This window comes from Streptomyces sp. NPDC008086, from assembly GCF_042957325.1.
Classification (GTDB): domain Bacteria; phylum Actinomycetota; class Actinomycetes; order Streptomycetales; family Streptomycetaceae; genus Streptomyces.
Genome location: NZ_JBIBIA010000001.1, coordinates 213,080 through 236,624, shown reverse-complemented (window position 1 = coordinate 236,624; position 23,545 = coordinate 213,080). Strand labels below are relative to the sequence as shown.

General features: G+C 71.1%; 20 protein-coding genes. 6 read left to right on the top strand and 14 right to left on the bottom strand.

The features are described 5' to 3' along the window. Positions 1-24: 24 nt before the first annotated feature. The 7 genes from pcaD to ACFZBP_RS01030 form a co-directional block, all read right to left on the bottom strand. Positions 25-1,143: a 3-oxoadipate enol-lactonase gene (gene pcaD / locus ACFZBP_RS01060; RefSeq protein WP_391409193.1), complete on the bottom strand. Its 1,119-nt coding sequence runs from the start codon at positions 1,141-1,143 to the stop codon at positions 25-27. Next, positions 1,140-2,471 (bottom strand): 3-carboxy-cis,cis-muconate cycloisomerase, encoded by a 1,332-nt coding sequence (gene pcaB, locus ACFZBP_RS01055; RefSeq protein ID WP_391409192.1) that lies wholly within the window; start codon positions 2,469-2,471, stop codon positions 1,140-1,142. Before pcaB ends, pcaD begins: the two co-directional genes overlap by 4 nt. Continuing rightward, positions 2,468-3,073: a protocatechuate 3,4-dioxygenase subunit alpha gene (pcaG, locus tag ACFZBP_RS01050; protein WP_383453350.1), complete on the bottom strand. Its 606-nt coding sequence runs from the start codon at positions 3,071-3,073 to the stop codon at positions 2,468-2,470. Before pcaG ends, pcaB begins: the two co-directional genes overlap by 4 nt. A gap of 6 nt (positions 3,074-3,079) precedes the next feature. Then, a complete protein-coding gene (gene pcaH, locus ACFZBP_RS01045) occupies positions 3,080-3,853 on the bottom strand; it encodes a protocatechuate 3,4-dioxygenase subunit beta (RefSeq protein WP_383453352.1) in 774 nt (257 codons plus the stop codon). Between the two features lie 116 nt (positions 3,854-3,969). Continuing rightward, positions 3,970-5,172 carry an acetyl-CoA C-acyltransferase gene (locus ACFZBP_RS01040; protein ID WP_391409191.1) on the bottom strand — a complete coding sequence of 401 codons (1,203 nt, stop codon included), beginning with the start codon at positions 5,170-5,172 and terminating at the stop codon, positions 3,970-3,972. After that, a complete protein-coding gene (locus ACFZBP_RS01035; protein ID WP_383453355.1) occupies positions 5,169-5,813 on the bottom strand; it encodes a CoA transferase subunit B in 645 nt (214 codons plus the stop codon). Before ACFZBP_RS01035 ends, ACFZBP_RS01040 begins: the two co-directional genes overlap by 4 nt. Continuing rightward, complete coding sequence (locus ACFZBP_RS01030; protein ID WP_383453357.1) at positions 5,813-6,595, bottom strand: CoA transferase subunit A; 783 nt, start codon at positions 6,593-6,595, stop codon at positions 5,813-5,815. The genes ACFZBP_RS01035 and ACFZBP_RS01030 overlap by 1 nt, the downstream gene beginning before the upstream one ends. Positions 6,596-6,817: 222 nt before the next feature. Here ACFZBP_RS01030 and ACFZBP_RS01025 point away from each other — a divergent pair, with 222 nt between their 5' ends. Next, complete coding sequence (locus tag ACFZBP_RS01025) at positions 6,818-7,282, top strand: MarR family winged helix-turn-helix transcriptional regulator (RefSeq protein ID WP_383453359.1); 465 nt, start codon at positions 6,818-6,820, stop codon at positions 7,280-7,282. 24 nt (positions 7,283-7,306) lie between these two features. On the opposite strand, the gene ACFZBP_RS01020 is transcribed toward ACFZBP_RS01025, so the two are convergent. Continuing rightward, on the bottom strand, positions 7,307-8,263 hold the full coding sequence (locus ACFZBP_RS01020) for a DUF3048 domain-containing protein (RefSeq protein WP_391410306.1): 957 nt from the start codon (positions 8,261-8,263) through the stop codon (positions 7,307-7,309). Positions 8,264-8,513: 250 nt separating this feature from the next. On the opposite strand from ACFZBP_RS01020, the gene ACFZBP_RS01015 reads away from it, so the two are divergent. Next, entirely contained in the window at positions 8,514-9,704 is a 1,191-nt protein-coding gene (locus tag ACFZBP_RS01015; RefSeq protein WP_383453361.1) for a zinc-dependent alcohol dehydrogenase, read from the top strand. A 12-nt stretch (positions 9,705-9,716) separates the two neighbouring features. Here ACFZBP_RS01015 and ACFZBP_RS01010 read toward each other — a convergent pair whose 3' ends face one another. Then, positions 9,717-10,787: an ATP-dependent DNA ligase gene (locus ACFZBP_RS01010; protein WP_391409190.1), complete on the bottom strand. Its 1,071-nt coding sequence runs from the start codon at positions 10,785-10,787 to the stop codon at positions 9,717-9,719. Between the two features lie 74 nt (positions 10,788-10,861). Between ACFZBP_RS01010 and ligD the strand changes: the two genes are divergently transcribed. Beyond that, entirely contained in the window at positions 10,862-11,887 is a 1,026-nt protein-coding gene (gene ligD / locus ACFZBP_RS01005) for a non-homologous end-joining DNA ligase (RefSeq protein WP_391409189.1), read from the top strand. Here the strand turns inward: ligD and ACFZBP_RS01000 are convergent. The 3 genes from ACFZBP_RS01000 to ACFZBP_RS00990 form a co-directional block, all read right to left on the bottom strand. After that, the gene (locus ACFZBP_RS01000) at positions 11,884-14,055 is read right to left on the bottom strand and encodes a HEAT repeat domain-containing protein (protein ID WP_391409188.1); all 2,172 of its coding nucleotides are present in this window, start codon (positions 14,053-14,055) and stop codon (positions 11,884-11,886) included. The genes ligD and ACFZBP_RS01000 overlap by 4 nt on opposite strands. A gap of 62 nt (positions 14,056-14,117) precedes the next feature. Beyond that, positions 14,118-16,304: an OmpL47-type beta-barrel domain-containing protein gene (locus tag ACFZBP_RS00995; RefSeq protein WP_391410304.1), complete on the bottom strand. Its 2,187-nt coding sequence runs from the start codon at positions 16,302-16,304 to the stop codon at positions 14,118-14,120. A gap of 14 nt (positions 16,305-16,318) precedes the next feature. Next, positions 16,319-18,796 (bottom strand): ThuA domain-containing protein, encoded by a 2,478-nt coding sequence (locus tag ACFZBP_RS00990; protein WP_391409187.1) that lies wholly within the window; start codon positions 18,794-18,796, stop codon positions 16,319-16,321. 178 nt (positions 18,797-18,974) lie between these two features. On the opposite strand from ACFZBP_RS00990, the gene ACFZBP_RS00985 reads away from it, so the two are divergent. Both ACFZBP_RS00985 and ACFZBP_RS00980 read left to right on the top strand, forming a co-directional pair. Further along, positions 18,975-19,976, top strand: a complete 1,002-nt coding sequence (locus tag ACFZBP_RS00985) for a multicopper oxidase domain-containing protein (RefSeq protein ID WP_391409185.1) — start codon at positions 18,975-18,977, stop codon at positions 19,974-19,976. A 156-nt stretch (positions 19,977-20,132) separates the two neighbouring features. Continuing rightward, complete coding sequence (locus tag ACFZBP_RS00980) at positions 20,133-21,167, top strand: substrate-binding domain-containing protein (protein ID WP_391409184.1); 1,035 nt, start codon at positions 20,133-20,135, stop codon at positions 21,165-21,167. Between the two features lie 21 nt (positions 21,168-21,188). Here the strand turns inward: ACFZBP_RS00980 and ACFZBP_RS00975 are convergent, their stop codons facing one another. Then, entirely contained in the window at positions 21,189-21,980 is a 792-nt protein-coding gene (locus ACFZBP_RS00975; protein WP_391410302.1) for a VOC family protein, read from the bottom strand. Between the two features lie 287 nt (positions 21,981-22,267). Between ACFZBP_RS00975 and ACFZBP_RS00970 the strand changes: the two genes are divergently transcribed. Continuing rightward, a complete protein-coding gene (locus tag ACFZBP_RS00970) occupies positions 22,268-22,522 on the top strand; it encodes a WhiB family transcriptional regulator (RefSeq protein WP_383453376.1) in 255 nt (84 codons plus the stop codon). Between the two features lie 41 nt (positions 22,523-22,563). Here the strand turns inward: ACFZBP_RS00970 and ACFZBP_RS00965 are convergent, their stop codons facing one another. After that, entirely contained in the window at positions 22,564-23,538 is a 975-nt protein-coding gene (locus ACFZBP_RS00965; protein WP_383453378.1) for an acyl-ACP desaturase, read from the bottom strand. Positions 23,539-23,545 lie beyond the last annotated feature (7 nt).

Sequence of the window (23,545 nt, the reverse complement as noted above, 5' to 3'; positions counted from 1 at the left end):
CTGCTGAGGCTACGACCAGCAGGGTCACCCTTCGTCTTCCGCCAGCACCCGCTGGGCCGCCGCGAACGCCGAGTTCGCCGCCGGGACCCCGCAGTACACGGCCGTCTGGAGCAGTACGGCCCCGATCTCCTCCGGGGTCAGCCCGTTGCGCCGGGCCGCCCGGACGTGCATGGCCAGCTCGTCGTAGTGGCCGTGGGCGACCAGGGCCGTCAGTGTGATCATGCTGCGCTCGCGGCGGCTGAGCGTCGGGTCCGTCCAGATCTCGCCCCAGGCGTAGCGCGAGATGAAGTCCTGGAAGCGCGCGGTGAACGGCGTCTGCCGGGCCTGGGCCCGGTCGACATGGGCGTCACCCAGCACCTCGCGCCGCACCTCCATGCCCAGTCCGGCGCCGCCGCCGAGGTGCGCCCGCATCGCTGTCAGCACGGCCCGCGGGCACTGCGCCGGCGCCAGATGCGAGGCCCCGGGAAGCTCGACGAGCGTGGCACCGGGTACGGCGTCCGCGATCTCCCGCAGATGTGCCGGCGGTGTCGCCGGGTCCTCGCGGCCCGCGATCAGCAGGGTGGGCGAGGAGATCTCGGGCAGCCGTTCACGCAGGTCGAAGGCGGCGAGCGCGTCACAGCAGGCGGCGTACGCGGCGGGATCGGCGTCCCGGTGGTCCTGGATCAGCGCCGGCACGGTGAAGCCGGGCGTGAACCAGCGGTCGTCCGCGCTCGCGGCGAGCCTCGCCAGCCCTTGGCTGCGCACCAGCGCAGCCCGCTCCTCCCACGGCTTCGCCCCGTTGAAGTGCGCCGACGAACAGATCACCGCCAGCGAGGAGACCCGCTCGGGGTGGTGCACGGCCAGGTGCAGTCCGACCGCACCCCCCAGCGACACACCCGCGTACGCGAACCGCTCGACGCCGAGCGAGTCGGCGAGCGCCAGCACCAGGTCGGCGAGGTCACCGACCGTGGCGCCCGCGTCGATGAGATCCGCCGCCGAACCCCCGTGCCCGGGCAGGTCCCAGCGGACCACCCGATGGGTGATCGACAGCTCGGGCGCGACCTGGTCCCACAGGGCGTACGAGGTGCCGAGCGAGGGCCCGAGAAGCAGCGCGGGCGCGGAAGTGGGCCCCTCGGCGCGGTGGTTGAGGAGTTTGTCGGTCAACGTCGCTCCAGAGCACGGTCGGTGAGGGTACCGGCGGAGCCGGTGTAACGGGCGGGGTCGGTGAGCTCGTCGAGGTCGACGTCCTTCAACTCGGTTTCTCCGGCGAGCAGTTCTCCGAGACTGCGCCCCTCGGTGCAGGTGCGTTCGGCGAGGTCCGTGAGCAGGGCCTTGGCGCGGGCCCGCCCCAGTACCGGGGACAGCTCGGCGGACAGCCGCTCGGAGACGATCAGCCCGTGGGTGAGGTCGAGGTGGTCCCGCATGACGTCGGGCCTGACCCGCAGCCTCTCGGTCAGCTCCACGGCGTCCCGCGCCGCCCCGCCGACCAGCCGCAGCAGGTCCCTCAGCGGCTCCCACTCGGCGTGCCAGGCCCCGGCCGGCCGCTCGTCCTCCGCCGCGAGCGACCCGTACAGCGTGGCCGCGAGCTGAGGCGCCCGCCGCGCGGCGGAGGCGATCAGGGTGGCCCGTACCGGATTGGCCTTGTGCGGCATGGCGGACGAACCCCCGCCGCTGCCCTCGGCGACCTCGGCGATCTCGGTACGGGCCAGCGTCAGGACGTCCACTGCGATCTTGCCGAGCGCGCCCGCCGCGAGGGCGAGGCATCCGGCGAGGTCCGCGATCGGGGTCCGCAGCGTGTGCCAGGGCAGCTCGGGCGTCCGGAGGCCGAGTTCGTCGGCGTACGCCGACGGCAGCGCGGTCGGCTCGCCCGCGCCGTAGGCCCCGAAGGCCGCCAACGTCCCGGCCGCACCGCCCAGTTGGGCGGGCAGCGAGTCCCGTACGGCCGTCACCCGGTCCCGCGCGTCCAGCACCAGCGACCGCCACCCGGCCGCCTTCAGTCCGAACGTCGTCGGCACGGCGTGCTGGGTGAGCGTCCGCCCCGGCATCGGGGTGTCGCGGTGCTCGGCGGCGAGCCGGGCCAGGGCCCGCTGGGTGCGGTCGAGGTCCGCGAGCAGGAGACCGAGGGCGCGGGCCGCCACCAGCATCGTCGCCGTGTCCAGGATGTCCTGGCTGGTGGCGCCCCGGTGGACGTACGGGCCGTACTCCGCTCCGACCGCCCCGGTCAGGTCGGCTACCAGAGGGATGACCGGGTTGCCGCCGCCGCGTGCCCGTTCGGCGAGGGACCGTACGTCGAAGCGGTCGGCGTCGGCGGCCTCGGTCACCGCGGTGGCCGCCTCGGCCGGGGCGAGCCCCAGGGAGGCCTGCGCCCGGGTGAGGGCTGCCTCCGCGTCCAGCAGCGCCTGGAGGAAGGCGCCGTCTCCGGTCGCGGAGGCGGCGGGGGAGCCTGCCCACCCGGGGGCGAGCAGACTGGTGTCCGGATCGGGAGAAGTCACTGGAACTCCAGGAAGACCGTCTCGCCTTCGCCCTGAAGGCGGATGTCGAAACGGTAGGTGCCATCGCGCTGTTCCCGTGCGACCAGCGTGTCGCGCCGCTCGGCCGGCACCCGGGTGAGCAGCGGGTCGGCGGCGAGGGCCGCGTCGTCGCCCGGCAGGTAGATCCGCGTGTACAGATGCACCAGCAGGCCGCGCGCGAACACGCACACACTGATGTACGGCGCGCTCTGCCCCCGCGCACCCGGCCGCAGCGTCCGCGCCGTCCAGTGCCCGTTCGCGTCGGTCTGGATACGCCCCCAGCCGGTGAACTCGACGCCGTTGCGGCCCAGGTAGCCGCCGCTCGCCGGGTCGCGCCGGATCGAGCCGTCGACCTGCGGGACGTTGCCGTCGGGGTCGGCGCTCCACAGCTCCAGGAACGCGTCGGGCAGCGGATTGCCCTCGCCGTCGTAGATGTAGCCCTGCAGGGCGATGCCGGCCGGGTGCCCGACGGGCGCGATGTCGCCGCCGCCGGGGAACGGCAGGGCATGGCCGTAGAAGGGGCCGACCGTGTGCGACGGGGTGGGGAGCACGGTCTCCGGGCGGCTCGTGTCGATCTTCGTCATGGCAGGTCAGCGTCCCTCTTCGATCCAGGTGGCGTTCGGTCCGTCGAGCACGATGTCCCAGTGGTAGCCCATCGAGAACTCCGGCACCGACAGGCTGTGGTCGTAGGTGGCGACCAGCCGCTGGCGGGCCGCGTCGTCCGTCACCGACTGGATGATCGGGTCGTACGGGAACAGCGGGTCGCTCGGGAAGTACATCTGCGTCACCAGCCGCTGCGTGAACGCCGTGCCGAACAGCGAGAAGTGGATGTGGGCCGGCCGCCAGGCGTTGACGTGCTGGCGCCAGGGGTACGGGCCCGGCTGGATCGTGGTGAAGCGGTAGAAGCCGCTGTCGTCGGTCAGGGTGCGGCCGACGCCGGTGAAGTTCGGGTCCAGCGGGGCGTCGTGCTGCTCGCGCTGGTGGGCGTAGCGGCCGGCCGAGTTCGCCTGCCAGACCTCGATCAGCTGGCCGCGCAGCGGACGGCCGTCGCGGTCCAGGAGCCGGCCCTCGACGGTGATGCGCTCACCGATCGGCTCGCCGTTGTGCTGCCGGGTGAGGTCGTTGTCGATCTCGGTGATGTCCCGTTCGCCGAAGGCGGGGGAGTGCAGCTCCACCAGCTCCGGGTCCTTGCTGACGTCGATCCGGACCGGCGGCTGTTTCGGGTGGCGCAGCACCGAGGAGCGGTACGGGGTGTAGTCGCGGCGCGGGTGGTGCTCGACGGGGGCACCGTCGGCGACGCGCTTCTCGTACGCGGCGTGTTCCGCGGCGATCTCTAGGTCGATGTCGTGCTGGGTGAGAGTCATCGGGATTCCTGGTGATTCTGACGGTCGCTTCGAAGACGGGCGGGAGGGCCGCGCCCTGTAAGGGGCGCGAGGAACGGCGCGGCCAGCCACAACGGGCCTGCGGCCGCTGACGGCGCTCAACGTTCCAGGACGAGGGCGAGTCCTTGCCCCACACCGATGCAGAGAGTGGCGACCCCGACACCGCCGCCGCGGCGGGCAAGCTGATGGGCGACCGTCCCGGCGAGCCGCGCACCAGAGGCACCGAGGGGATGGCCGAGGGCGATGGCACCGCCCTGCGGATTGAGGATCGCCGGGTCGAACTCGGGCCACTCCGCCACACACCCGAGCACCTGCGCGGCAAAGGCCTCGTTCAGCTCCAGCACGGACAGATCACCGAACCCATGGCCCGCCTTGGCCAGCGCACGCGTGACCGCCTCGACGGGGGCGAGCCCGAAGTAGTCGGGGTCGAGGGCGTGCACGCCGGTCGCGGAGATCCGGGCGAGCGGCTCGCGGCCGGTGGCCTTCAGGCCCTCCTCGTCGACCAGGAGCAGGGCGGCGGCACCGTCGTTGAGCGGTGAGGCGTTGCCCGCGGTGACCGTGCCGTTCTCCGTGCGGAAGGACGGCTTGAGCTTCGCCATCGCGGCGAGGGAGGCGTCGGCCCGTACGGACTCGTCGGCGGCGAAGGCGACCGGGTCGCCCTTGCGCTGCGGGATGAGGACGGGGGCGAGTTCGGCGTCGAAGAGGCCCTGCCGCTGGGCCGCGGCGGCCTTCTGGTGGGAGGCCAGCGCGTACTCGTCCTGCTGCTCGCGGCTGATCTTGTGCTTCTCGGCGATGAGTTCCGCCGACTCGCCCAGCGGGATGGTCCACTGCGGTGCCATCCTCGGGTTGACCATGCGCCAGCCCAGGGTGGTCGAGTACAGCTCCGTGTGCGCGGCGGGGAAGGGCTTGTCGGACTTGGGCAGGACGTACGGGGCCCGGGTCATCGACTCCACGCCGCCCGCCACGGCGATGTGGGCGTCCCCGGCGGCGATGGCGCGGGCCGCCTGGATCACCGCCTCCAGGCCGGAGGCGCACAGGCGGTTGACGGTGACGCCGGGCACGCTGGTCGGCAGACCGGCGAGCAGGGCGGCCATGCGGCCGACGTTGCGGTTCTCCTCGCCGGCGCCGTTGGCGTTGCCGAAGTAGACGTCCTCGATGCGGGAGGGGTCCAGGTCCGGTGTGCGGGCGAGGAGTTCGCGGAGGGCGTGGGCGGCCAGGTCGTCCGGGCGGACGGTGGCGAGCGTGCCGTTGTAGCGGCCGATGGGAGTGCGGACCGCGTCGACGATGTAAACGGTGTTCACAGCAGATTCTCCGCGACGGTGAGTTTTGCGTCGGTCTTCGCGATGATCTCGTCAACGGCCACGCCGGGTGCGGTCTCGACGAGCACCAGGCCGTCGGCGGTCACGTCGATCACGCCGAGATCGGTGATGACCCGGTTCACACACGCCTTGCCCGTGAGCGGCAGCGCGCACTCGGTGAGGATCTTCGGGCTGCCGTCCTTGGCGGTGTGTGTCATCACGACGATGACCGTGCGGGCCCCGTGCACGAGGTCCATCGCGCCGCCGATCCCGGTGATCATCTTGCCGGGGATGGCCCAGTTCGCCAGGTCACCGTTGGCGGAGACCTGCATGGCGCCCAGCACGGCGACATCGATGTGCCCGCCGCGGATCATCGAGAACGACAGCGCCGAGTCGAAGAAGGAGGCGCCCGGCAGGACCGTCACGGTCTCCTTGCCGGCGTTGATCAGATCCGGGTCGACCTGGTCCTCGGTCGGGTACGGGCCGGTGCCCAGGATGCCGTTCTCGGACTCCAGGATCACCTCCACGCCCTCGGGCAGGTAGTTCGGGATCAGCGTCGGCAGTCCGATGCCGAGATTGACGTACTGCCCGTCCTGAAGTTCGCGCGCGGCCCGCGCGGCCATCTCCTCGCGTGTCCAGGCCATCAGTTGCTCCCCGTCCCTCGCGCCGCGGGCGCGGACGTCGTGCGCTGCTCGATCTGCTTGTCGGCGGCCTGCTCCGGGGTGAGCGCGACGACCCGCTGCACGAAGATCCCCGGCAGGTGCACCGCGTCCGGACCGATCTGACCGGGTTCGACGAGTTCCTCGACCTCGGCGATCGTCACCCGTCCGGCCATCGCGGCCAGCGGGTTGAAGTTCCGGGAGGACTTGTTGAACACCAGGTTCCCGTGCCGGTCGCCCTTCGCCGCCCGGACCAGCGCGAAGTCGGTACGGATCCCGCGCTCCAGCACGTACTCGGTGCCGTCGAACTCCCGCACCTCCTTCGGCGGCGAGGCCAGCGCGACCCCGCCGGACCCGTCGTAGCGCCACGGCAGCCCGCCGTCGGCGACCTGTGTCCCCACTCCGGCCGGGGTGTAGAACGCGGGGATCCCGGCACCGCCGGCCCGCAGCCGCTCGGCCAGCGTGCCCTGCGGGATCATCTCCACCTCCAGCTCTCCGCCCAGGTACTGACGGGCGAACTCCTTGTTCGCGCCGATGTACGAGCCGGTCACCCGGGCGATCCGGCCCGCCGACAGCAGCACCGCGAGACCCGACTCCATCGCCCCGCAGTTGTTCGAGACCACCGACAACCCGCCGGTGCCCTGCTCGAACAGGGCCTGGATCAGTACGTTCGGCACACCGCTCAGCCCGAAACCACCCACCGCGAGCGACGCGCCGTCACCCACGTCGGCCACCGCCTCCGCGGCTGTGGCGACCACCTTGTCCATCCGAGAAGCCCCATCTCTTCCGAGCTCCCAGCCCCCGAATTAGTCAGGGCACTGAGTATTTCCGCGAGGTTGCTCCTCACGCTGCCACCGGAGCGGGAAACCGTCAAGGCCTCGGTAAATGCGAAATCCATGGCCTCTGCGGCCCGAGGGCAGTTCCGGCGAGGGTCGGGTATTGTTCAGTGCACCGACGATTCATCGACGACTATGGACAGGGGAGTGCGGATGGCCGCCGTGGATCTCACCACCCACCCCGGGCATCTGGCCCGGCGGCTCCAGCAGGCGCACTACCTGCTGTGGAACACGATGGTCTCGGAGGAGATCACCTCGCCCCAGTTCGCCGTCCTCAACGCGCTCGTCGCCGAGCCGGGCCTGGACCAGCGCACGGTGGGGGAGCGCGTCGGGCTCGACCGCTCCACCATCGCCGAGGTGATCAGCCGGCTCGGCCGCCGGGGGCTGCTCGACAAGGTCCGCGACCCCCAGGACGGCCGCCGCTTCCTGCTGCGCCTCACGGACGACGGGCTGCGCACACACAGGAAGCTGACCGTGCGCACGGCTCGGATGAACCAGGTCTTCCTGGCCCCGCTCGCCACCGACGAGCAGGCGCTGTTCTTCGATCTCATCCGCCGCGTCGCGGACGCGGCCGAGGGGCTCCGCAACCCTTCGGAGCCCCTCGTCGCCCCATCCTGATCCCCGGTTCGAACTCCCGGATGCTCAGGACGCCTTCGCGAACACCACCCACACCGGGCCCTTCTGGAAGTTCATCCGCTTCCCGTCCTCGGTCGTGAACCTGGTGCCGCCCGTGGCCTTCGGACGCGTCCAGTAGACGTCGTAGGCGCGCCCGTCGCGCAGGACCCGCGCCTTCCCGGAGCCCACCGTCTCGGTGTACGGCGTGTTCTTGCCGAGGGAGTCGTGGAACGTGGACCTGCGCACCTTCACGTACTGCACGACGACCGTCCCGGCCCCGACCCGCTTGCCGTCCGTCGTCGTGGCGGCCTTGCCGTCCATGGCGACCAGCCAGCGGTCCTGGCTCCCGGACCAGGTGAACGTGTAGCGGGCCAGGTCGTAGCGGACCGTCTGCGAGGCCGTGGGCTTTCCGCCTGCCGGGGCGGCGCCGTAGCGGAAGCCGGTCGTCAGGGCGTCCGCGCCGGGGGCGGAGCCCATCAGCCGCTGGGGCCGCAGATAGAGGTTGTGCGGCGAGGTCCGGTGCCGGCTGCGGAAGTAGGCGTCGGCCGCCTCGCCGGGCGGCACCGCCTGCAACGGGGCCTTGTCGATCAGGGGCAGGAGCTTGCTCTGCGCCCCGGAGAAGGCGAGGGTCGGCCGGTTGAACTGGCGCAGCAGCTCCAGGTCGCTCTCGCGGGCGCTGCGCACCGGCCCGACGGCCTTCGGCAGCTTCGTCGCGTACACCGCCATCAGCCGGCTCAGTCCGCCCTCGACCTGCTCGACGTACACGACGTCCGCGGCGTTCAGGCCCGTGTGGGGCCGGGCGGCACGGGCGTTGTCGATCTTCACGGCGAGCACCGAGGCGCTGTTCGCCAGGCTCTCGTGCCCGGTGCCGTTCTCGTGCGACGGCACGTGCGTGGTGCCGCGCCCGTCGTCGCGCTGGCCGCCGGACGTCGTACAGCCCGCCGCCAGGGAAGCCGTCAGCGCGGCGGCCAGCAGCCCCGCCATGGTCGTGGCGCGTCTCGTACGCGCACCTCGTTGCCTGCCCACCGTCGCCACCCGTAGCCACCCACCCAGTCCGTGTCACTAATTGTGCGCTTATCTGTTCATAGATGCACATACCCGATCGCTCGCCTTCCGCCTCGCAAATCCGCCGATCGGCCCACACCACCGTCCGCGCGGTTGGGCCGGAGGGCGCAGGGGTACCCGGCGCCCACCGCATCAGCGGACGCACACGCCACGGAGGGAGCGCGGGGCGATGAGGGCAGTGACCTGGCAGGGCAAGCGCGACGTCCGCGTGGAGAACGTGCCCGATCCGACGATCCAGGAGCCGACGGACGCGGTCATCCGCATCACGTCCACCGGACTGTGCGGCTCCGACCTGCACTTGTACGAGGTGCTGACGCCGTTCATGACACCGGGGGACATCCTCGGTCACGAACCGATGGGCATCGTCGAGGAGGTCGGCGCCGCGGTGCCGGACCTCCAGGCGGGCGACCGGGTCGTGGTGCCGTTCCAGATCGCCTGCGGCGACTGCTGGATGTGCCTGACCGGGCTGCCGACCCAGTGCGAGACCACCCAGGTCACCGGCGAGGGCATGGGCGCGGCCCTGTTCGGCTACACCCGGCTGTACGGCGCGGTGCCGGGCGCCCAGGCCGAGTACCTGCGGGTCCCTCAGGCGCAGTTCGGCCCGATCAAGATCCCGGAAGGGCCGTCCGACGACCGGTTCGTGTACCTCTCCGACGTCCTGCCCACCGCCTGGCAGGCGGTCCGCTACGCCGAGGTCCCGGAAGGCGGCAGCGTCGCCGTGCTCGGCCTCGGCCCCATCGGCGACATGGCCTGCCGGGTCGCCCAGGTGCAGGGCGCCGGGCGGGTGTTCGGCGTGGACCTGGTGCCCGAGCGGCTGCGCCGGGCGCGCGAGCGGGGCGTCGAGACGTACGACCTGAGGAGCTTCGACGACGAGAAGGAACTCGTCGCCGCCATCCGCGACGTGACCGACGGCCGCGGCCCCGACGCCGTGATCGACGCCGTCGGCACCGAGGCCCACGGCAGCGCCGCCGCCAGGCTCGCCCAGTCGGCCTCGGCGATGCTGCCCCGCAGGATCAGCGGCCCGTTCGCCGAACGCTTCAGCGTCGACCGACTCGCCGCCCTGTACACCGCCATCGACCTGGTGCGGCGCGGCGGCACGATCTCCCTGTCCGGCGTGTACGGCGGCATGGCCGACCCGATCCCGCTGCTCACCCTGTTCGACAAGCAGATCCAACTGCGCATGGGACAGGCCAACGTACGCCGCTGGACCGACGACATCCTGCCGTTCCTGACGGACGAGGACCCCCTCGGCGTCGATGACTTCGCCACCCACCGCGTGCCGCTGAGCGACGCCCCGCACGCGTACGAGATGTTCCAGCGCAAGCAGGACGGCGCGGTCAAGGTGCTGATGAAGCCCTGACCCCGCTCCCCGTCAGGCCGGCGGCGCGAAGATCTCCGCCAGGTCGTAGCGGACCGGCTCCTCCAACTGCGCGTACGTGCAGCTCTCGGGGGTCCGGTCCGGGCGCCAGCGGCGGAAGCGGGCCGTGTGCCGGAAGCGCACGCCGTTCTCCATGTGGTCGTACGCCACCTCGGCCACCCGCTCCGGTCTGAGCGGCACCCAGGACAGGTCCTTCTTGCCCGACCAGCGGCTCGGCGCCCCCGGCAGCCGCGCCGACTCGTGCGCCGCCTCCTCGGCCCAGGCCGCCCACGGATGCCCCGCGGCATCCTCCATGCGCAGCGGCTCCAGCTCCTCGATCAGTTCGGCGCGCCGCTTCATCGAGAACGCGGCCGACACCCCCACATGCTGGAGCGCCCCCTTGTCGTCGTGCAGGCCGAGCAGCAGCGAGCCCACGACCGGACCGCTCTTGTGGAGCCGGTACCCGGCGACCACGACGTCCGCGGTCCGCTCGTGCTTGATCTTGAACATGGCCCGGGCGTCCTGGAGGTAGCGCAGCGTGAGCGGCTTGGCGATCACACCGTCCAGGCCGGCCCCCTCGTACTGCTCGAACCACCCCTGGGCGGTGTCCACGTCGGTCGTCGCCGGCGCCACATGCACCGGTGCCGTCACCCCGGACAGCGCCGTGGTGAGCCGCGCCCGCCGATCCGCCAGCGGGACCTCCAGCAGCGACTCGTCCGCCAGCGCCAGCAGGTCGAAGGCCACGAACGACGCCGGGGTCCGCTCGGCCAGCATCCGCACCCGGGAGTCGGCCGGGTGGATGCGCTCGGTCAGCGCGTCGAAGTCCAGCCGCCCCTCGCGCGCGATGACGATCTCCCCGTCCAGCACGCACCGCTGCGGCAGCCGCTCCTTCAGCCCTGCCACCAGCTCCGGAAAGTACCTGGTCAGCGGCTTTCCGGTACGGCTGCCGAGCTCGACCTCGTCCCGGTCGCGGAACACGATCGCCCGGAACCCGTCCCACTTCGCCTCGTACTGCATGCCAGGCGGGATCTTCGCCACCGACTTGGCGAGCATCGGCTTCACGGGCGGCATCACCGGAAGGTCCATGGTCCGATTCTGCGCGCATCCGGTCGCTGACGCCCGGTGTGCGAGGTGCGCGGCGTACGCCTACCGTGGCTCGCATGGGCGAAGCGGTGGAACTCCAGGCGGGCGGCCGCACCGTGCGCCTGTCCAACCCGGGCAAGGTCTTCTTCCCCGAGGCCGGATACACCAAGCTGGACCTCGCCCGCTACTACATCGCCGTCGGCCCCGGCATCCTGCGCGCCCTGCGCGATCGCCCCACCACCCTGGAGCGCTACCCGGACGGCGTGACCGGCGAGTGGTTCTACCAGAAGCGGGCGCCCAAGAGCATGCCCGACTGGATCCCCACCGCCCACATCACCTTCCCCAGCGGCCGCAGCGCCGACGAGATGTGCCCCACCGAGGAGGCCGCCGTCCTGTGGGCCGCCCAGTACGGCACGCTCACCTTCCACCCCTGGCCGGTGCGCCGCGACGACGTCGACCGCCCCGACGAACTCCGCATCGACCTCGACCCCCAGCCCGGCACCGACTTCGACGACGCCGTCCGCGCCGCCCACGAACTGCGCGCCGTCCTCGACGAGTTCGGCGGACTGCGCGGCTGGCCCAAGACCTCCGGCGGGCGCGGCCTGCATGTCTTCGTGCCCATCGAACCGCGCTGGACCTTCACCCAGGTCCGTCGCGCCGCCATCGCGGTCGGCCGGGAGATGGAACGCCGGATGCCGGAACACGTGACGATCAAGTGGTGGAAGGAGGAGCGGGGCGAGCGCATCTTCATCGACTACAACCAGACGGCCCGCGACCGCACTATCGCCTCCGCCTACTCCGTACGGCCCCGCCCGCACGCACCCGTCTCGGCGCCCCTGCGCTGGGAGGAGGTGGGCACCGCCCACCCCCAGGACTTCGACATCGCGACCATGCCCGCGCGCTTCGCCGAACTCGGCGACGTGCACGCCGACATGGACGACCACCGCTTCTCGCTGGACGCGCTGCTGGAGCTGGCCAACAAGGACGAACGCGACCACGGGCTCGGCGATCTGCCGTACCCGCCCGAGTATCCGAAGATGCCGGGGGAGCCCAAGCGGGTACAGCCGAGCAGGGCGAAGAAGGAACCGGGCGGGACCGCCTAGGACAGCCCGGGGAGAGCAAGCAGCCGACGGCAGTCCCTCAGCAGCCCCTCGTCCGCGGCGACGTCGTGACGCATGCTCAGGGCGGAAAGGTCGTCGTCACGGCGGTCGTTGCTGTGGCGGCGTGGGGAGGCCAGCTCCGCCCGTATCAGGGGGAGCGCCGGAGCCGCGGCGGGCCCCAATTCCAGCAGGCAGGCGGTGACGGTCGGCCGGGTCCCCGGGAAGGCCGTCCACTTGTCGAGCAGCATCGGCAGCACCTCCTCGGCGTCGCCCGCGGTCTTCCACAGTGCCACGATCACGTCCATGTGCCTGTCGTGCGCCGCGAGCAGCTGCCGCAGCCGCGGGGCCAGCGGCGCGGCCACCGGGCCCAGTGCGGTCGCGGCTCTGAGGGCGGGCGACAGCTCCAACCACTTGTCCGACTCCAGGCCCTGTCCCACCAGGGGCAGGAGGGGCTCGCCGGCGCCGCCGACCGCGACCAGTGCTGCCGCCGCGTCCAGCCGGATCTCCAGCGGCACCGACGCCGTGGCGACCAACTCCCGCAGCCGCGGACCGGCTTCGGCTCCGGCCGGCCCGTACCGGGTGAGGGCACGCGCCAGTGACCACATGCGCATGCGTCCGATCCCCGGCTCGATCATCTCGACGAGAAGCGGCAGCGGCTCGGGGCGGGCGAGCGCACCCAGCGCGTCGACCAGCCGCTCCCGTGCGGGGCCGCCGTGGCCGCACGGCAGTGCCGCGAGCCGGCGGTGCAGCTCGGGCCCCAGGGCGGCCGCGCCCTCGGCGCCGATTCGCTCGACCCAGGTGCCCAGGCTCTCCGGGACGGTGCCTTCCTGAGCCAGCACCCCGAGCAGCGCGGGCACGGCCCGGTCGTCGCCCTGAAGCGCGAGGGCCTTCAGCGCCCTGCCGAAGAGCGTCCCCTCCCAGTCACCCGGCTCCCAGGAGTCGTCCCACTCCCGTACGCACACCGCGAGGACGTCGGCGACGACCCGCGCGATCGGGGCCACATGGCCCAGCTCGGTCAGGGCCCGCTCCGACAGCCGGGGTTCGTCCTCGACCAGCTGACGGGCGAGAAGCGCGACCGGCAGGTCGTCGGGTGCCCGCCACCCGGTCAGTAACGTGCCCGCCATGTCGACGGCGGCCATGCGCTGGCCCCAGTCCTGGGTCTGCAGCTGTCCGACGAGGAGATCGAATCTCGGCTCCGTGTGATCCCCGAGCGCCCCGTGCAGCTCCTCCAGCAGGTCGCCGGCCCGCGTCGCGTCGACGCGACGGCGCTGCGTGGCCTCCAGCTCGCGCAGATACGACACCATCGTGTCCGTACGGGGCCGCTCCTGCCCGGCCACCGTCGGCCCGACCTCCTCCTGCTCGGCCTCTTCCTGCTCGTGCGCGAGCCGCATGATGTCCAGGACGGTCTCCGCCAGGTCCTCGGGCAGTGAGCCGACCCCGCAGCGCGCCAGTTGGACCAGCCCCGCCAGCCGCTGCTCCGGGTGGGACGCGACGGCCACGACCTCCTGGAGCGCCGCGCCCGCCTGGGCACCGAGCGCCTCCCGGTGGGCGGCGCCCACCCTGCCGATCGCGTCGACGATCGCGCCCACGGCCTCCGGGTCCCGCTCGACGGCCAGCCGGTCCCGCAGCGCGCCCAGGACACGCGCCGGAGCCGGATGCACATGGGCCAGCGCCGCCGCAGCCGCCGCACGCACCCCGGCGTCCGGATCCGCGAGCAGCCTGAGGAAGACCTCCGCCCGCCCCCGGACCGCCGCCCACGCGTCCAGGAACGGCTGGACGAACGCGGCGTCCTCCTCCTCGTCCTCGAAGAGGCCCCCGATCTCCTCCGGATCGGGTTCCCGCTCGCCCGCGATGCTGCACAGCAGACGCACGACCGCGCCCCGGTCGGCGACGGCCTCGGCGGTCACGAGCTCGAAGAGGAACGGTATGCAGGCGACCGTGCTGTCGTACACATCGCCCTGATGATGCAGCGCCCCGTACATACCGTCGAGCGCGACGTCCCGTCGGGCCGGGTCGTCCGAGGCCAGGTCCCGCAGCAGGTCCGGCACGTCCGTCGCCGAGTCGGTGTACGCATGCCCCATCGACGCCCAGTCGACGTCGTCGATCCCCGTGAACACGTCTTTCCTCCCGTAGCGCAGTGGCGCACGGCGGCTGCCACTGATCGACAGCATGCCGTACGCCACTGACAACGGGCCGGGCGGGAGCCCTGGTCAGAGCTCCGTCAGCACTCCTCTCAGAGCTCCTTGATCCGGATGTCCCGGTAGGACACCACATCCGTCGTGCCGTGCACCTGGAGGCCGATGTAACCGGAGGCGAACCTCCGCCCGTCCGTGCCCGGGTCGTCCGAGCGGGGCGGGACGAACTCCTGGCCGCCGGTGTTGTCGAACTCGTTGATCAGCACGCCATTGCGGTAGACCGAGTAGTGCTGGTCGACCACCCGGATCTCGTAGTCGTTCCAGGTGCCCTTCTGGGTGACGCCGGCACCGGCGAGCCCCACCCGGTCGAACCCGTAGACCGACCCGGTCTTGTACATGTCGCCGTCAGGCCGGTCGAGCACCTGCACCTCGTGCCCGTACTTGATGGCGACCCACTCGGGCCGCGACTCCTCGGGGTGGTCGTGGACCCACGGGAACCGGACGAACACACCGGAGTTGGCGTTGCCCGTGCCGGGGGCGTCGTCACGCCACTGGAGCCTGAGCGAGAAGTCGCCGTACTTCCGCTCGGGGAACCACAGCATGCCCAGGCCGGCCTTCGTCGTCCCGGACGTGATCGAGCCGTCGCCGTTCGGCGCGAACGAACCGCCGCCCACCTGCTGCCACTTGGCGAGGGACGCCGCGCTGCCGTCGAGGATCGTGCGGTAGCCCTCGGTCTGTCCGGGCTTGCCGATCCCGGACTGACGGGCCGCCTTCCGGATGGCGTTGTACTCGCGCTCGTCGACGACCCCGTCCTTCAGGAGCTGGTCCAGGACCGTCTTCACATGCTTGAGGAACAGCGCCTGGGACGTCCACTCCTTCTCGTCCTCGATCAGCTCGTTGATCCGGCACCGGCTGTTGGTGAGCCGGTTCGGGACACCCGAGTCGACCGTGCCGACGATCACCGTCAACCGCTCGTCGAACTCCGGGCAGTTGGGCGCCGGGACCTGACTGGACACGACGGTGAAGGTCACCGTGCGGGCCGCGGAGGTGTTGCCCGCCTTGTCGGTGGCCCGGTAGGCGAGCGTGTGCGGGCCGGCGCGGTCGACGACCACCGGGGCGCCGTACGCCAGGTACGGACCGCCGTCGAGGGAGTACTCGATCCGGTCCACGCCCGACCCGTGGTGCTCGTCGGTCGCCGTGACGGTCACCTTGGCGCCGCCGACGTAGGCCCCGTCGGAGTTCTTCGTGCCCTCGACGCTCACGCCGGTCACCGGCGCGGTCGTGTCCGGCTGCGGCGAGGCCACCACCGTGAACTGCACGCTCTTCTCGGCGGCGACGTTGCCCGCCTTGTCGGTGGCCCGGTAGCGCACCGTGTGGCCGCCGACCTCGTGCACCATCACGGGCGCGGTGTACGGCTGCCAGGAGCCGGAGCCGAGCGCGTACTCGATGGTGTTGACGCCGGAACCGGTGTCCGAGGCGGAGACGGTGACGGTCGCCATGCCCACGTACGTCCCGTCGGGATTCTGCTCGCCGCCGACCGTCGCCGAGGTCTCCGGCGGGGTCGTGTCGTCGGACTGCGGTGCCACGACCGTGAACTCGGCGCTCTTCTCCGCCGAGACGTTCCCCGCCTTGTCCAGCGCGCGGTACCGGATCTTGTGGTCGCCGACCTGGTCGACGACGACCGGGGTGGTGTACGGCGTCCAGGTGCCCTCGTCGCCGACCGCGTACTCGACGCGGTCGACCCCCGAGCCGCCCTCGTTGTCCGTCGCGTGGATCGCCACGCTCGCGGAACCGACGTACTGCCCCTGTGCGTTCTGCGTCCCGCTGACGTGGGCCGATGCCTGGGGCGCCGTCGTGTCCTCGCCGCTGCCCTCGGTCACCACCAGGATGCCCTGCATCTGCCCGTGGCCGGGGATCGTGCAGTAGTAGCGGTACCGGCCCGGGGTGAGCGTGACCTCCGCGGTGTGGCGGCCGCCCTGGTCGTCGTTCGGGTTGGCGAGGATGTTCAGCTGGACGTCGTTGTTGTACTCGGGATCGGACGTGTCGAACGTCAGCGTGTGCGGCATCCCGGTGGTGTTGCCGGTCGCCGTGCTGTTCTCGAACACGATCGTCGTCGTACCCGCCACGGCGGTCGTGGGCGCCGAGGCGTACTTCGTGATGTCGTCACCGGCGGTCCAGGTGAGGACCTGTGCCGCGACTGCCTGCGGCGCCTGTGGCTGTCCGGTCGCGGGAAGTGCCTGCAGTCCGAGCACCACGAGCAGCGCGGCCAGCAGGGCCGCCCACATTCTTCGTTGTCGTCTCACTGCGCCCCCCTGGCCAGCTGGTCGGCGGCCGGCGTGGGTCCGCCGCCCGTGTAAGTCACCCTCCACAGCGCCGACTTGGCGTCCGAGGTGAAGAAGCCGCGGCCGTAGTCGAGCACGTACAGCGCGCCGTCCGGGCCGAACTTCCAGTCCATGAGGTTCTTGATGCCGTCGTTGCCGACCGGCACGATCTTCTTCAGCGACTCCGAGTGCACCGGCAGACCGCCGTCACCGTGGGTCTTCGGGTCGGTGATCACCGCGTTGCGCGGCTGGTCGGCGTCGTAGAAGTCACCGACGAACCACTTGCCGTCCCAGTACGCCGGCCACTTCGTCCCACTCGTGCTCGCCGCGTCGTACCGGTAGACCGGCCCGTTCATCGCGGCCTGGCCGCCGCCCTTGAGCCACGGCAGCCCGTAGGTGGCCTCCTCCTGCTTGTACGACGGCACGCCGTTCGCGTCGCGCGGGAAGTCCGGGGCGCCGCCCTGGGGCGAGTACCAGATGTTGTTGCCGGTGACCGGCGGGAGGTTGACGAGCCCGTCGTTGTTGGGCGACTCGTTCTTCGGGTGGTCGCAGTCGTACCACCCCAGCGGCTTCGTCGGGTCCGGCAGATTGCGGTCGCGGTAGGGCTGCTTGTTGCCCATGCAGTACGGCCAGCCCCGGTTGCTCGCCTTGGTGATGACGGCGAACGTGTCGTACTTCGCCGGGCCCCAGGTGGTGGACGGTGCCGAGGCGTCCGGGCCGACCCAGCCCGCGTACAGGACGTCGGTCCGCTGGTCGACGGAGATGCGCGCCGGGTTCCTGACGCCCATCACATAGATCTCGCCGCGTGTCTTGCCGCCGCCCTCGTCGGTCTCCCGCCCGGTGAAGAGGTTGCCCTCCGGCAGCGTGTACGTGCCGTCCGGCTCCGGGTGGATGCGCAGGATCTTGCCGTTGAGGTTGTTGGTGTTGCCGGCGGTGCGGCGCGCGTCGGCGAAGGACACGCCCTTGTAGTGGGGCTCGGGGTTGTTGCCCGAGTAACCGCCACTGAAGCCGCTGGAGTTGTTGTCGCCGGTCGCGATGTACAGGTTGCCCTTGGAGTCCCAGGCCATCCCGCCGCCCGCGTGGCAGCAACTGTGTACCTGCACCGGCCACTTGAGCAGCACCTTCTCACTGCCCAGGTCCAGCTTGTCGGTGGCCAGGTCGAGCGTGAAGCGGGAGACACGCCGCTCGGCCATCCGCTTGTCGCGGTCGAGTCGAGAGTGCGGGGTGTAGTGCAGGTACACCCAGCCGTTCTCCTCGAAGCGCGGGTCGAGCTCGATGCCGAGGAGCCCCTCCTCGACCTTGATCAGCTCGTCGCCGCCGCCCTTGTTGCCGAAGACCGTCAACGCCCCCGCCAGGGTGACCTTCTTGGTCTTCGGGTCGTAGACGTGGATCTCGCCCTTGCCCTTGCCGATGTCCGGGTTGTTCCAGTCGGTGATCACCGGCTGGGAGGAGTCGGCGCCGCCCCGGCCGATGTAGAGCACCCGGCCGTCAGGGGCCGTGACCAGGCCGTGCGGCTCGCCGATCTGGTCGTTCTGGCCCGGCTGGTTGGGCTGGGTCAGCCGCTCGGCCTTGTAGTTGCCGTTGATGGTGGCCTTGCAGTCGGCCTGCGAGAGCCTGGTGGTCCACAGCAGGGCGCCGCGCAGATGCGTACGGAAGTCGGTCTCGTCGTACGACGACACGGTGCCGCCCATGCCGGTGTAGAAGGAGCGGCCGCCGTCGTAGTCACGGCACCAACTCACCGGGTGGTCCCAGCCGTTGGCGCCCGCACCCGGCTGGTACGTCGACTCGCGCACCCGGGCGACGGTGTGCACCGAGCCCGACGGGTTCCTGGCCCAGTTCAGCCACTTGTCCGGCCGTTTCCACTGCACCGGCAGTTTCCTGGTGGCCGGGTGCCGGCGGTCGCCGACCTCGACGACGGCCCGCTGTACGGTCGTCGGGCTCCCGGCGGCCGGGCGGGCACCGACGAGACCGGTGAACCAGTCCGAGTACGGCTCGGCGCGGGCCGCGTCATGGACGCCGACGAAACCGCCGCCCGCCTCCATATAGGCCTCGAGGCCCGCCTCCTGCTCGGGATCGAGGACGTCGCCGCCACCGGTGAGGAAGACGACGGAGTTGAAGCGGCCCAGCTTGGTCTCGTTGGTGAACACCGAAGCGTCGTTCGTGGCCTCGACCTTGAAGCGCTGGTCGGCCGGACCCGACAGGCCGATCTTCTCGATCGCCCCGATACCGGCGTTCACCAGCGGCGACTCGTCGCCGGCCGCCGCGGACCCGTAGAAGATGAGCACCCGTACATTCGCGCCGCCCGGTGGCGACTTCACGGACATCGTTGTCAGGGGCGGTTCCGGGGCCGGGCGTGCGTCGGCGGCCGGGGCGGACATCAGCCCGGCGGCGACGAACCCGGCCGTCACAGTGGCCACCCAGGTCTGTCTTCTTGTGCTCAACCCTCGTAAGCGCATGGGCACCTCCACGGTCACAGCAACAGCGACAAGGAAGCTAGACCCCTTTGAACGACTCGCCAATACCTATGGCCGTTCTGGGACCAACTTTGTCCTGAGTGTGGATAAACGGGAGACCGGCCGGTACCGTCTCAGCGGTTCATCCCCGTAATTTCCGTACCGCCGCTGGGAGTTCGGCATGAACAGACGCAACGTCAACAGGCGTACCTTCAACAGACGCATGCTGCTGGGTGGCGCGACCGTCGCGACATCGTTGTCCCTGGCGTCGGTACCCGAGGCCGTGAGCGCCGACACCCCGCCGCGCACCGCCCCGGCCGGAGGCGAGGTCCGGCACATCAAGCTGTACGCCGAGAAGCTCGCCGACGGGCAGATGGGCTACGGCTTCGAGAAGGGCAAGGCGACGATCCCCGGCCCGCTGATCGAGCTCAACGAGGGCGACACCGCGCACATCGAGTTCGAGAACACGATGGACGTACCGGTCAGCCTGCACGTCCACGGCCTCGACTACGAGATCACCAGTGACGGCACCAAGCTCAACAAGAGCGACGTGCAGCCCGGCGGCACCCGCACCTACACCTGGCGCACCCATGCACCCGGCCGCCGGAAGGACGGCACCTGGCGGGCGGGCAGCGCCGGTTACTGGCACTACCACGACCACGTCGTCGGTACGGAACACGGCACGGGCGGCATCCGCAAGGGCCTCTACGGGCCGGTGATCGTCCGCCGCAAGGGCGACGTCCTTCCCGACGCGACCCACACCATCGTCTTCAACGACATGCTGATCAACAACAAGCCCGCCCACTCCGGTCCCGACTTCGAGGCAACGGTGGGTGACCGGGTCGAGTTCGTGATGATCACGCACGGCGAGTACTACCACACCTTCCACATGCACGGTCACCGTTGGGCCGACAACCGCACCGGCATGCTCACCGGCCCCGACGACCCCAGCCAGGTCATCGACAACAAGATCGTGGGCCCGGCGGACTCCTTCGGCTTCCAGGTCATCGCGGGCGAGGGGGTCGGGGCGGGCGCGTGGATGTACCACTGCCACGTCCAGAGCCACTCCGACATGGGGATGGTGGGACTGTTCCTGGTGAAGAAGGCGGACGGGACGATTCCCGGGTACGAGCCGCATGAGCACGATCACGAGACGGCGTCGGGGGCCGGGCACGAGCACTGACGGACCATGACCGGGTGGGTGACGGGCTCTCCGAGCCGTCGGCGGGTGGCGTCGGCGGCGTGGATCCAGGAGTCCTCCCGGTCATCCGAGAGCGCTCTCACCTCGCCCTCCCGCCACGGCTATCCTGATCGGCAGTCGCCGACGAGGAGCCGCCCAGTGACCGAAACCGCCCCGCGTCCCACCCTGGAGGCCGTGGCCGCCCGGGCCGGGGTCTCGCGGGCCACCGTGTCCCGGGTCGTCAACGGCGGGGACGGGGTGCGCGAACCCCTCGTGGAGCGGGTCCGCAAGGCGGTGGAGGAACTCGGGTACGTGCCCAACCAGGCCGCCCGCAGTCTGGTGACCCGACGGCACGACGCCATCGCCGTCGTGGTCGCCGAACCGGAGACCCGGGTCTTCGCCGACCCCTTCTTCGCCCTGCAACTGCGCGGCATCAGCAAGGAGTTGACGGCCCACGACAACCAGCTCGTGCTGCTCCTCACGGAAGGCCGCGACGACCACGCCCGGGTCGGCCGCTACCTCGCCGGCGGCCATGTCGACGGTGCCCTCGTCTTCTCCCTGCACCTCGACGACCCGCTGCCGGGACTGATCCAGCGCGCCGGCGTCCCCACCGTCTTCGGCGGACGGCCCGGCTGGTCCGGCGACCAGCGGGGCGTCGTCTACGTCGACAGCGACAACCGCGGCGGCGCCCGCGACGCCGTACGGCACCTCGCCGGCCTCGGCCGCACCCGTATCGCCCACATCACCGGTGCCCTGGACCAGACGTCGGCGGTGGACCGGCTCGACGGATACCGGGACGTCATGGTCGACGCCGATCCGGGGCTGATCGCCGAGGGCGACTTCACACCGACCGGCGGTGAACGGGCCATGCGCGAACTCCTCGCCCGCTGCCCGGACCTGGACGCCGTCTTCGCCGCCAACGACCTCACCGCGGCCGGTGCGCTGCGGGTGCTCCGTGCGTCGGGGCGGCGGGTGCCGGACGACGTCGCGGTGGTCGGGTTCGACGACATGCTCCCCGTGGCGGAACAGACCGACCCCGCCCTTACGACGGTCCGTCAGGACATCGAGGAGATGGGCCGGCTGATGGCCCGGCTGCTGCTGCGCGGCGTCGACCGCCGTACCGGGGAACGGGTGGGCGGGGCGCCGTCCAGTGTCGTCCTGCCGACCACACTGGTCCGACGCGCATCCGCCTAGGGGGCGTCTCGGCGGGGCGGCTCAACTCTGCGCCGGAGCGCTCTTGATCACCGCGAAGCGGGCGCCGTACGGGTCGGTGAGCTTGGCGATACGGCCCACGTCCGGCAGATCCGTCGGAGGCATCCGGACCGTGCCGCCCAGCTCGGCCGCCTTGGCGGCCGTGGCGTCCGTGTCGGTGACCTCGAAGTACGGCAGCCAGTACGCCGGGCCCTCCGCCTCCGCCGGGTCGTCGGCCTTGTCCACCACCCCGCCGAACATGGCGTCCTCCCCGGCCGCCTCCGGGCTGAACGTCGTGTAGGTGCCGCCGTAGAAGTCGAGGGCGAAGGTCTCCAGGCCGAGGGTCGCGTGGTAGAAGCCCGCCGCGGCCGGTACGTCCGTGGTGTACAGCTCCAGCCAGCAGAGCGAGCCGGGCTCCTGGACGACGTCGAGGCCCTTGTTGGTGCCGGGCTGCCAGAGCCCGAAGCCGACGCCCGCCTTGTCGGCCAGGATGGCCATACGGCCCATGTCCAGCACGTCCATGGGCTGCACGAGCACCGAGCCGTGAGCCTGCTCGGCCGCCTTCGCGGTGGCGTCCGCGTCCGGTGTCTGGAAGTACACCGTCCAGGACGGCGGACCCTGCTCCTCGGTGGTCTGCATCCCGCCGGCCACCGTCCGGCCGTCGAGCTGGAAGAGGCCGTAACCGCCGGTCTCGGGCCCGCCCGGCTGGAACCGCCAGCCGAACAGGCCGCCGTAGAAGGAACGGGCGCCCTCGATGTCGGGTGTGCCGACATCGAGCCAGTTCGGCGCGCCGGTGACATAGCGAGTGGTGAGCATCATCGCCCTCCTCGGAAGGGGTCCCCTGGTCAGCTCTGCCGGTCCCTGCTCTGCCGAGTCTTGCACCGCCCACTGACAATCGCTGCCGGAGTGCCGCCGTCGGCTGAAACGGAGCCGGTGATCACCGTGGGTGACCGGCGCGGATCTCCTCGCTTTCCCCTGCTTCCGCGCGCCGCCGTGCGCCGCACCGCGCGGAGGGAGACCATCGAATCCGGCCGGGGGCCCTGCGGTGCGGCGTTGATCCCGCGTTGATCGAACGTTTTTCGGCGACCGGCACGATCCTGCGCATGCACATCGATTCGATCACAGCGATCACCTCGCCCGACCTGGACTGGCAGCAGGATGCGTTGTGCGCACAGACCGGCGCGGACTTCTTCTTCCCCGACCCGGGCAGCTCCGTGCGGGAGGCCAAGCGGATCTGCGGCATGTGCCCGATCCGCTCCGCCTGCCTGGAGTACGCCCTCGACAACGACGAACGCTTCGGCGTCTGGGGAGGCCTGTCGGAGAAGGAACGGCTGGAACTCAGGCGCATGTCACGTTGAGAGCCGGGGAGCCGGAGGGGGACCCCCGACGGGCCGGGACGTCAGCCGGCGGCCCGGGCCGCCATGCGGGCCTTGCGGGCCGCCAGCTTCTCGTCGAACTTCAGGGCTTCCGCGTCGAGGCCGCTCATGAAGAGGCCCAGTTCCTCCTGGGCCTTGAGGCCCTCGGGGCCGAGGCCGTCGATCTCCAGCACCTTCAGGTGGCGCAGGACGGGCTGGAGGACGTCGTCGTGGTGGATACGGAGGTTGTAGACCTCGCCGATGGCCATCTGGGCGGCGGCGCGCTCGAAGCCGGGGATGCCGTGGCCGGGCATGCGGAAGTCGACGACCACGTCGCGTACGGCCTGCATCGTGAGGTCCGGCGCGAGTTCGAAGGCGGCCTTCAGCAGGTTGCGGTAGAAGACCATGTGGAGGTTCTCGTCGGTCGCGATGCGCGCCAGCATGCGGTCGCAGATCGGGTCACCGGACTGGTGGCCGGTGTTGCGGTGCGAGATGCGGGTCGCGAGCTCCTGGAAGGCGACGTACGCGACGGAGTGCAGCATCGAGTGCCGGTTGTCCGACTCGAAGCCCTCGCTCATGTGGGACATGCGGAACTGCTCCAGCTTGTCCGGGTCGACCGCACGCGAGGTGAGCAGGTAGTCGCGCATCACGATGCCGTGCCGGCCCTCCTCGGCCGTCCAGCGGTGCACCCAGGTGCCCCAGGCGCCGTCACGGCCGAAGAGCGAGGCGATCTCGTGGTGGTAGCTGGGGAGGTTGTCCTCGGTCAGGAGGTTCACCACCAGCGCGATCCGGCCGATCTCGGTGACCTTGGACTGCTCCTTGTCCCAGGCCTCGCCGTCCTCGAAGAGACCGGGGAAGTTGCGGCCGTCCGTCCACGGCACGTACTCGTGCGGCATCCAGTCCTTGGCGACCTTCAGATGCCGGTTGAGCTCCTTCTCGACCACTTCCTCCAGGGCGTACAACAGCCGGGCGTCGGTCCAGACGGCAGGGCTGCCGAGGTGAGGGGAAGTGATCGTCACGGGAACT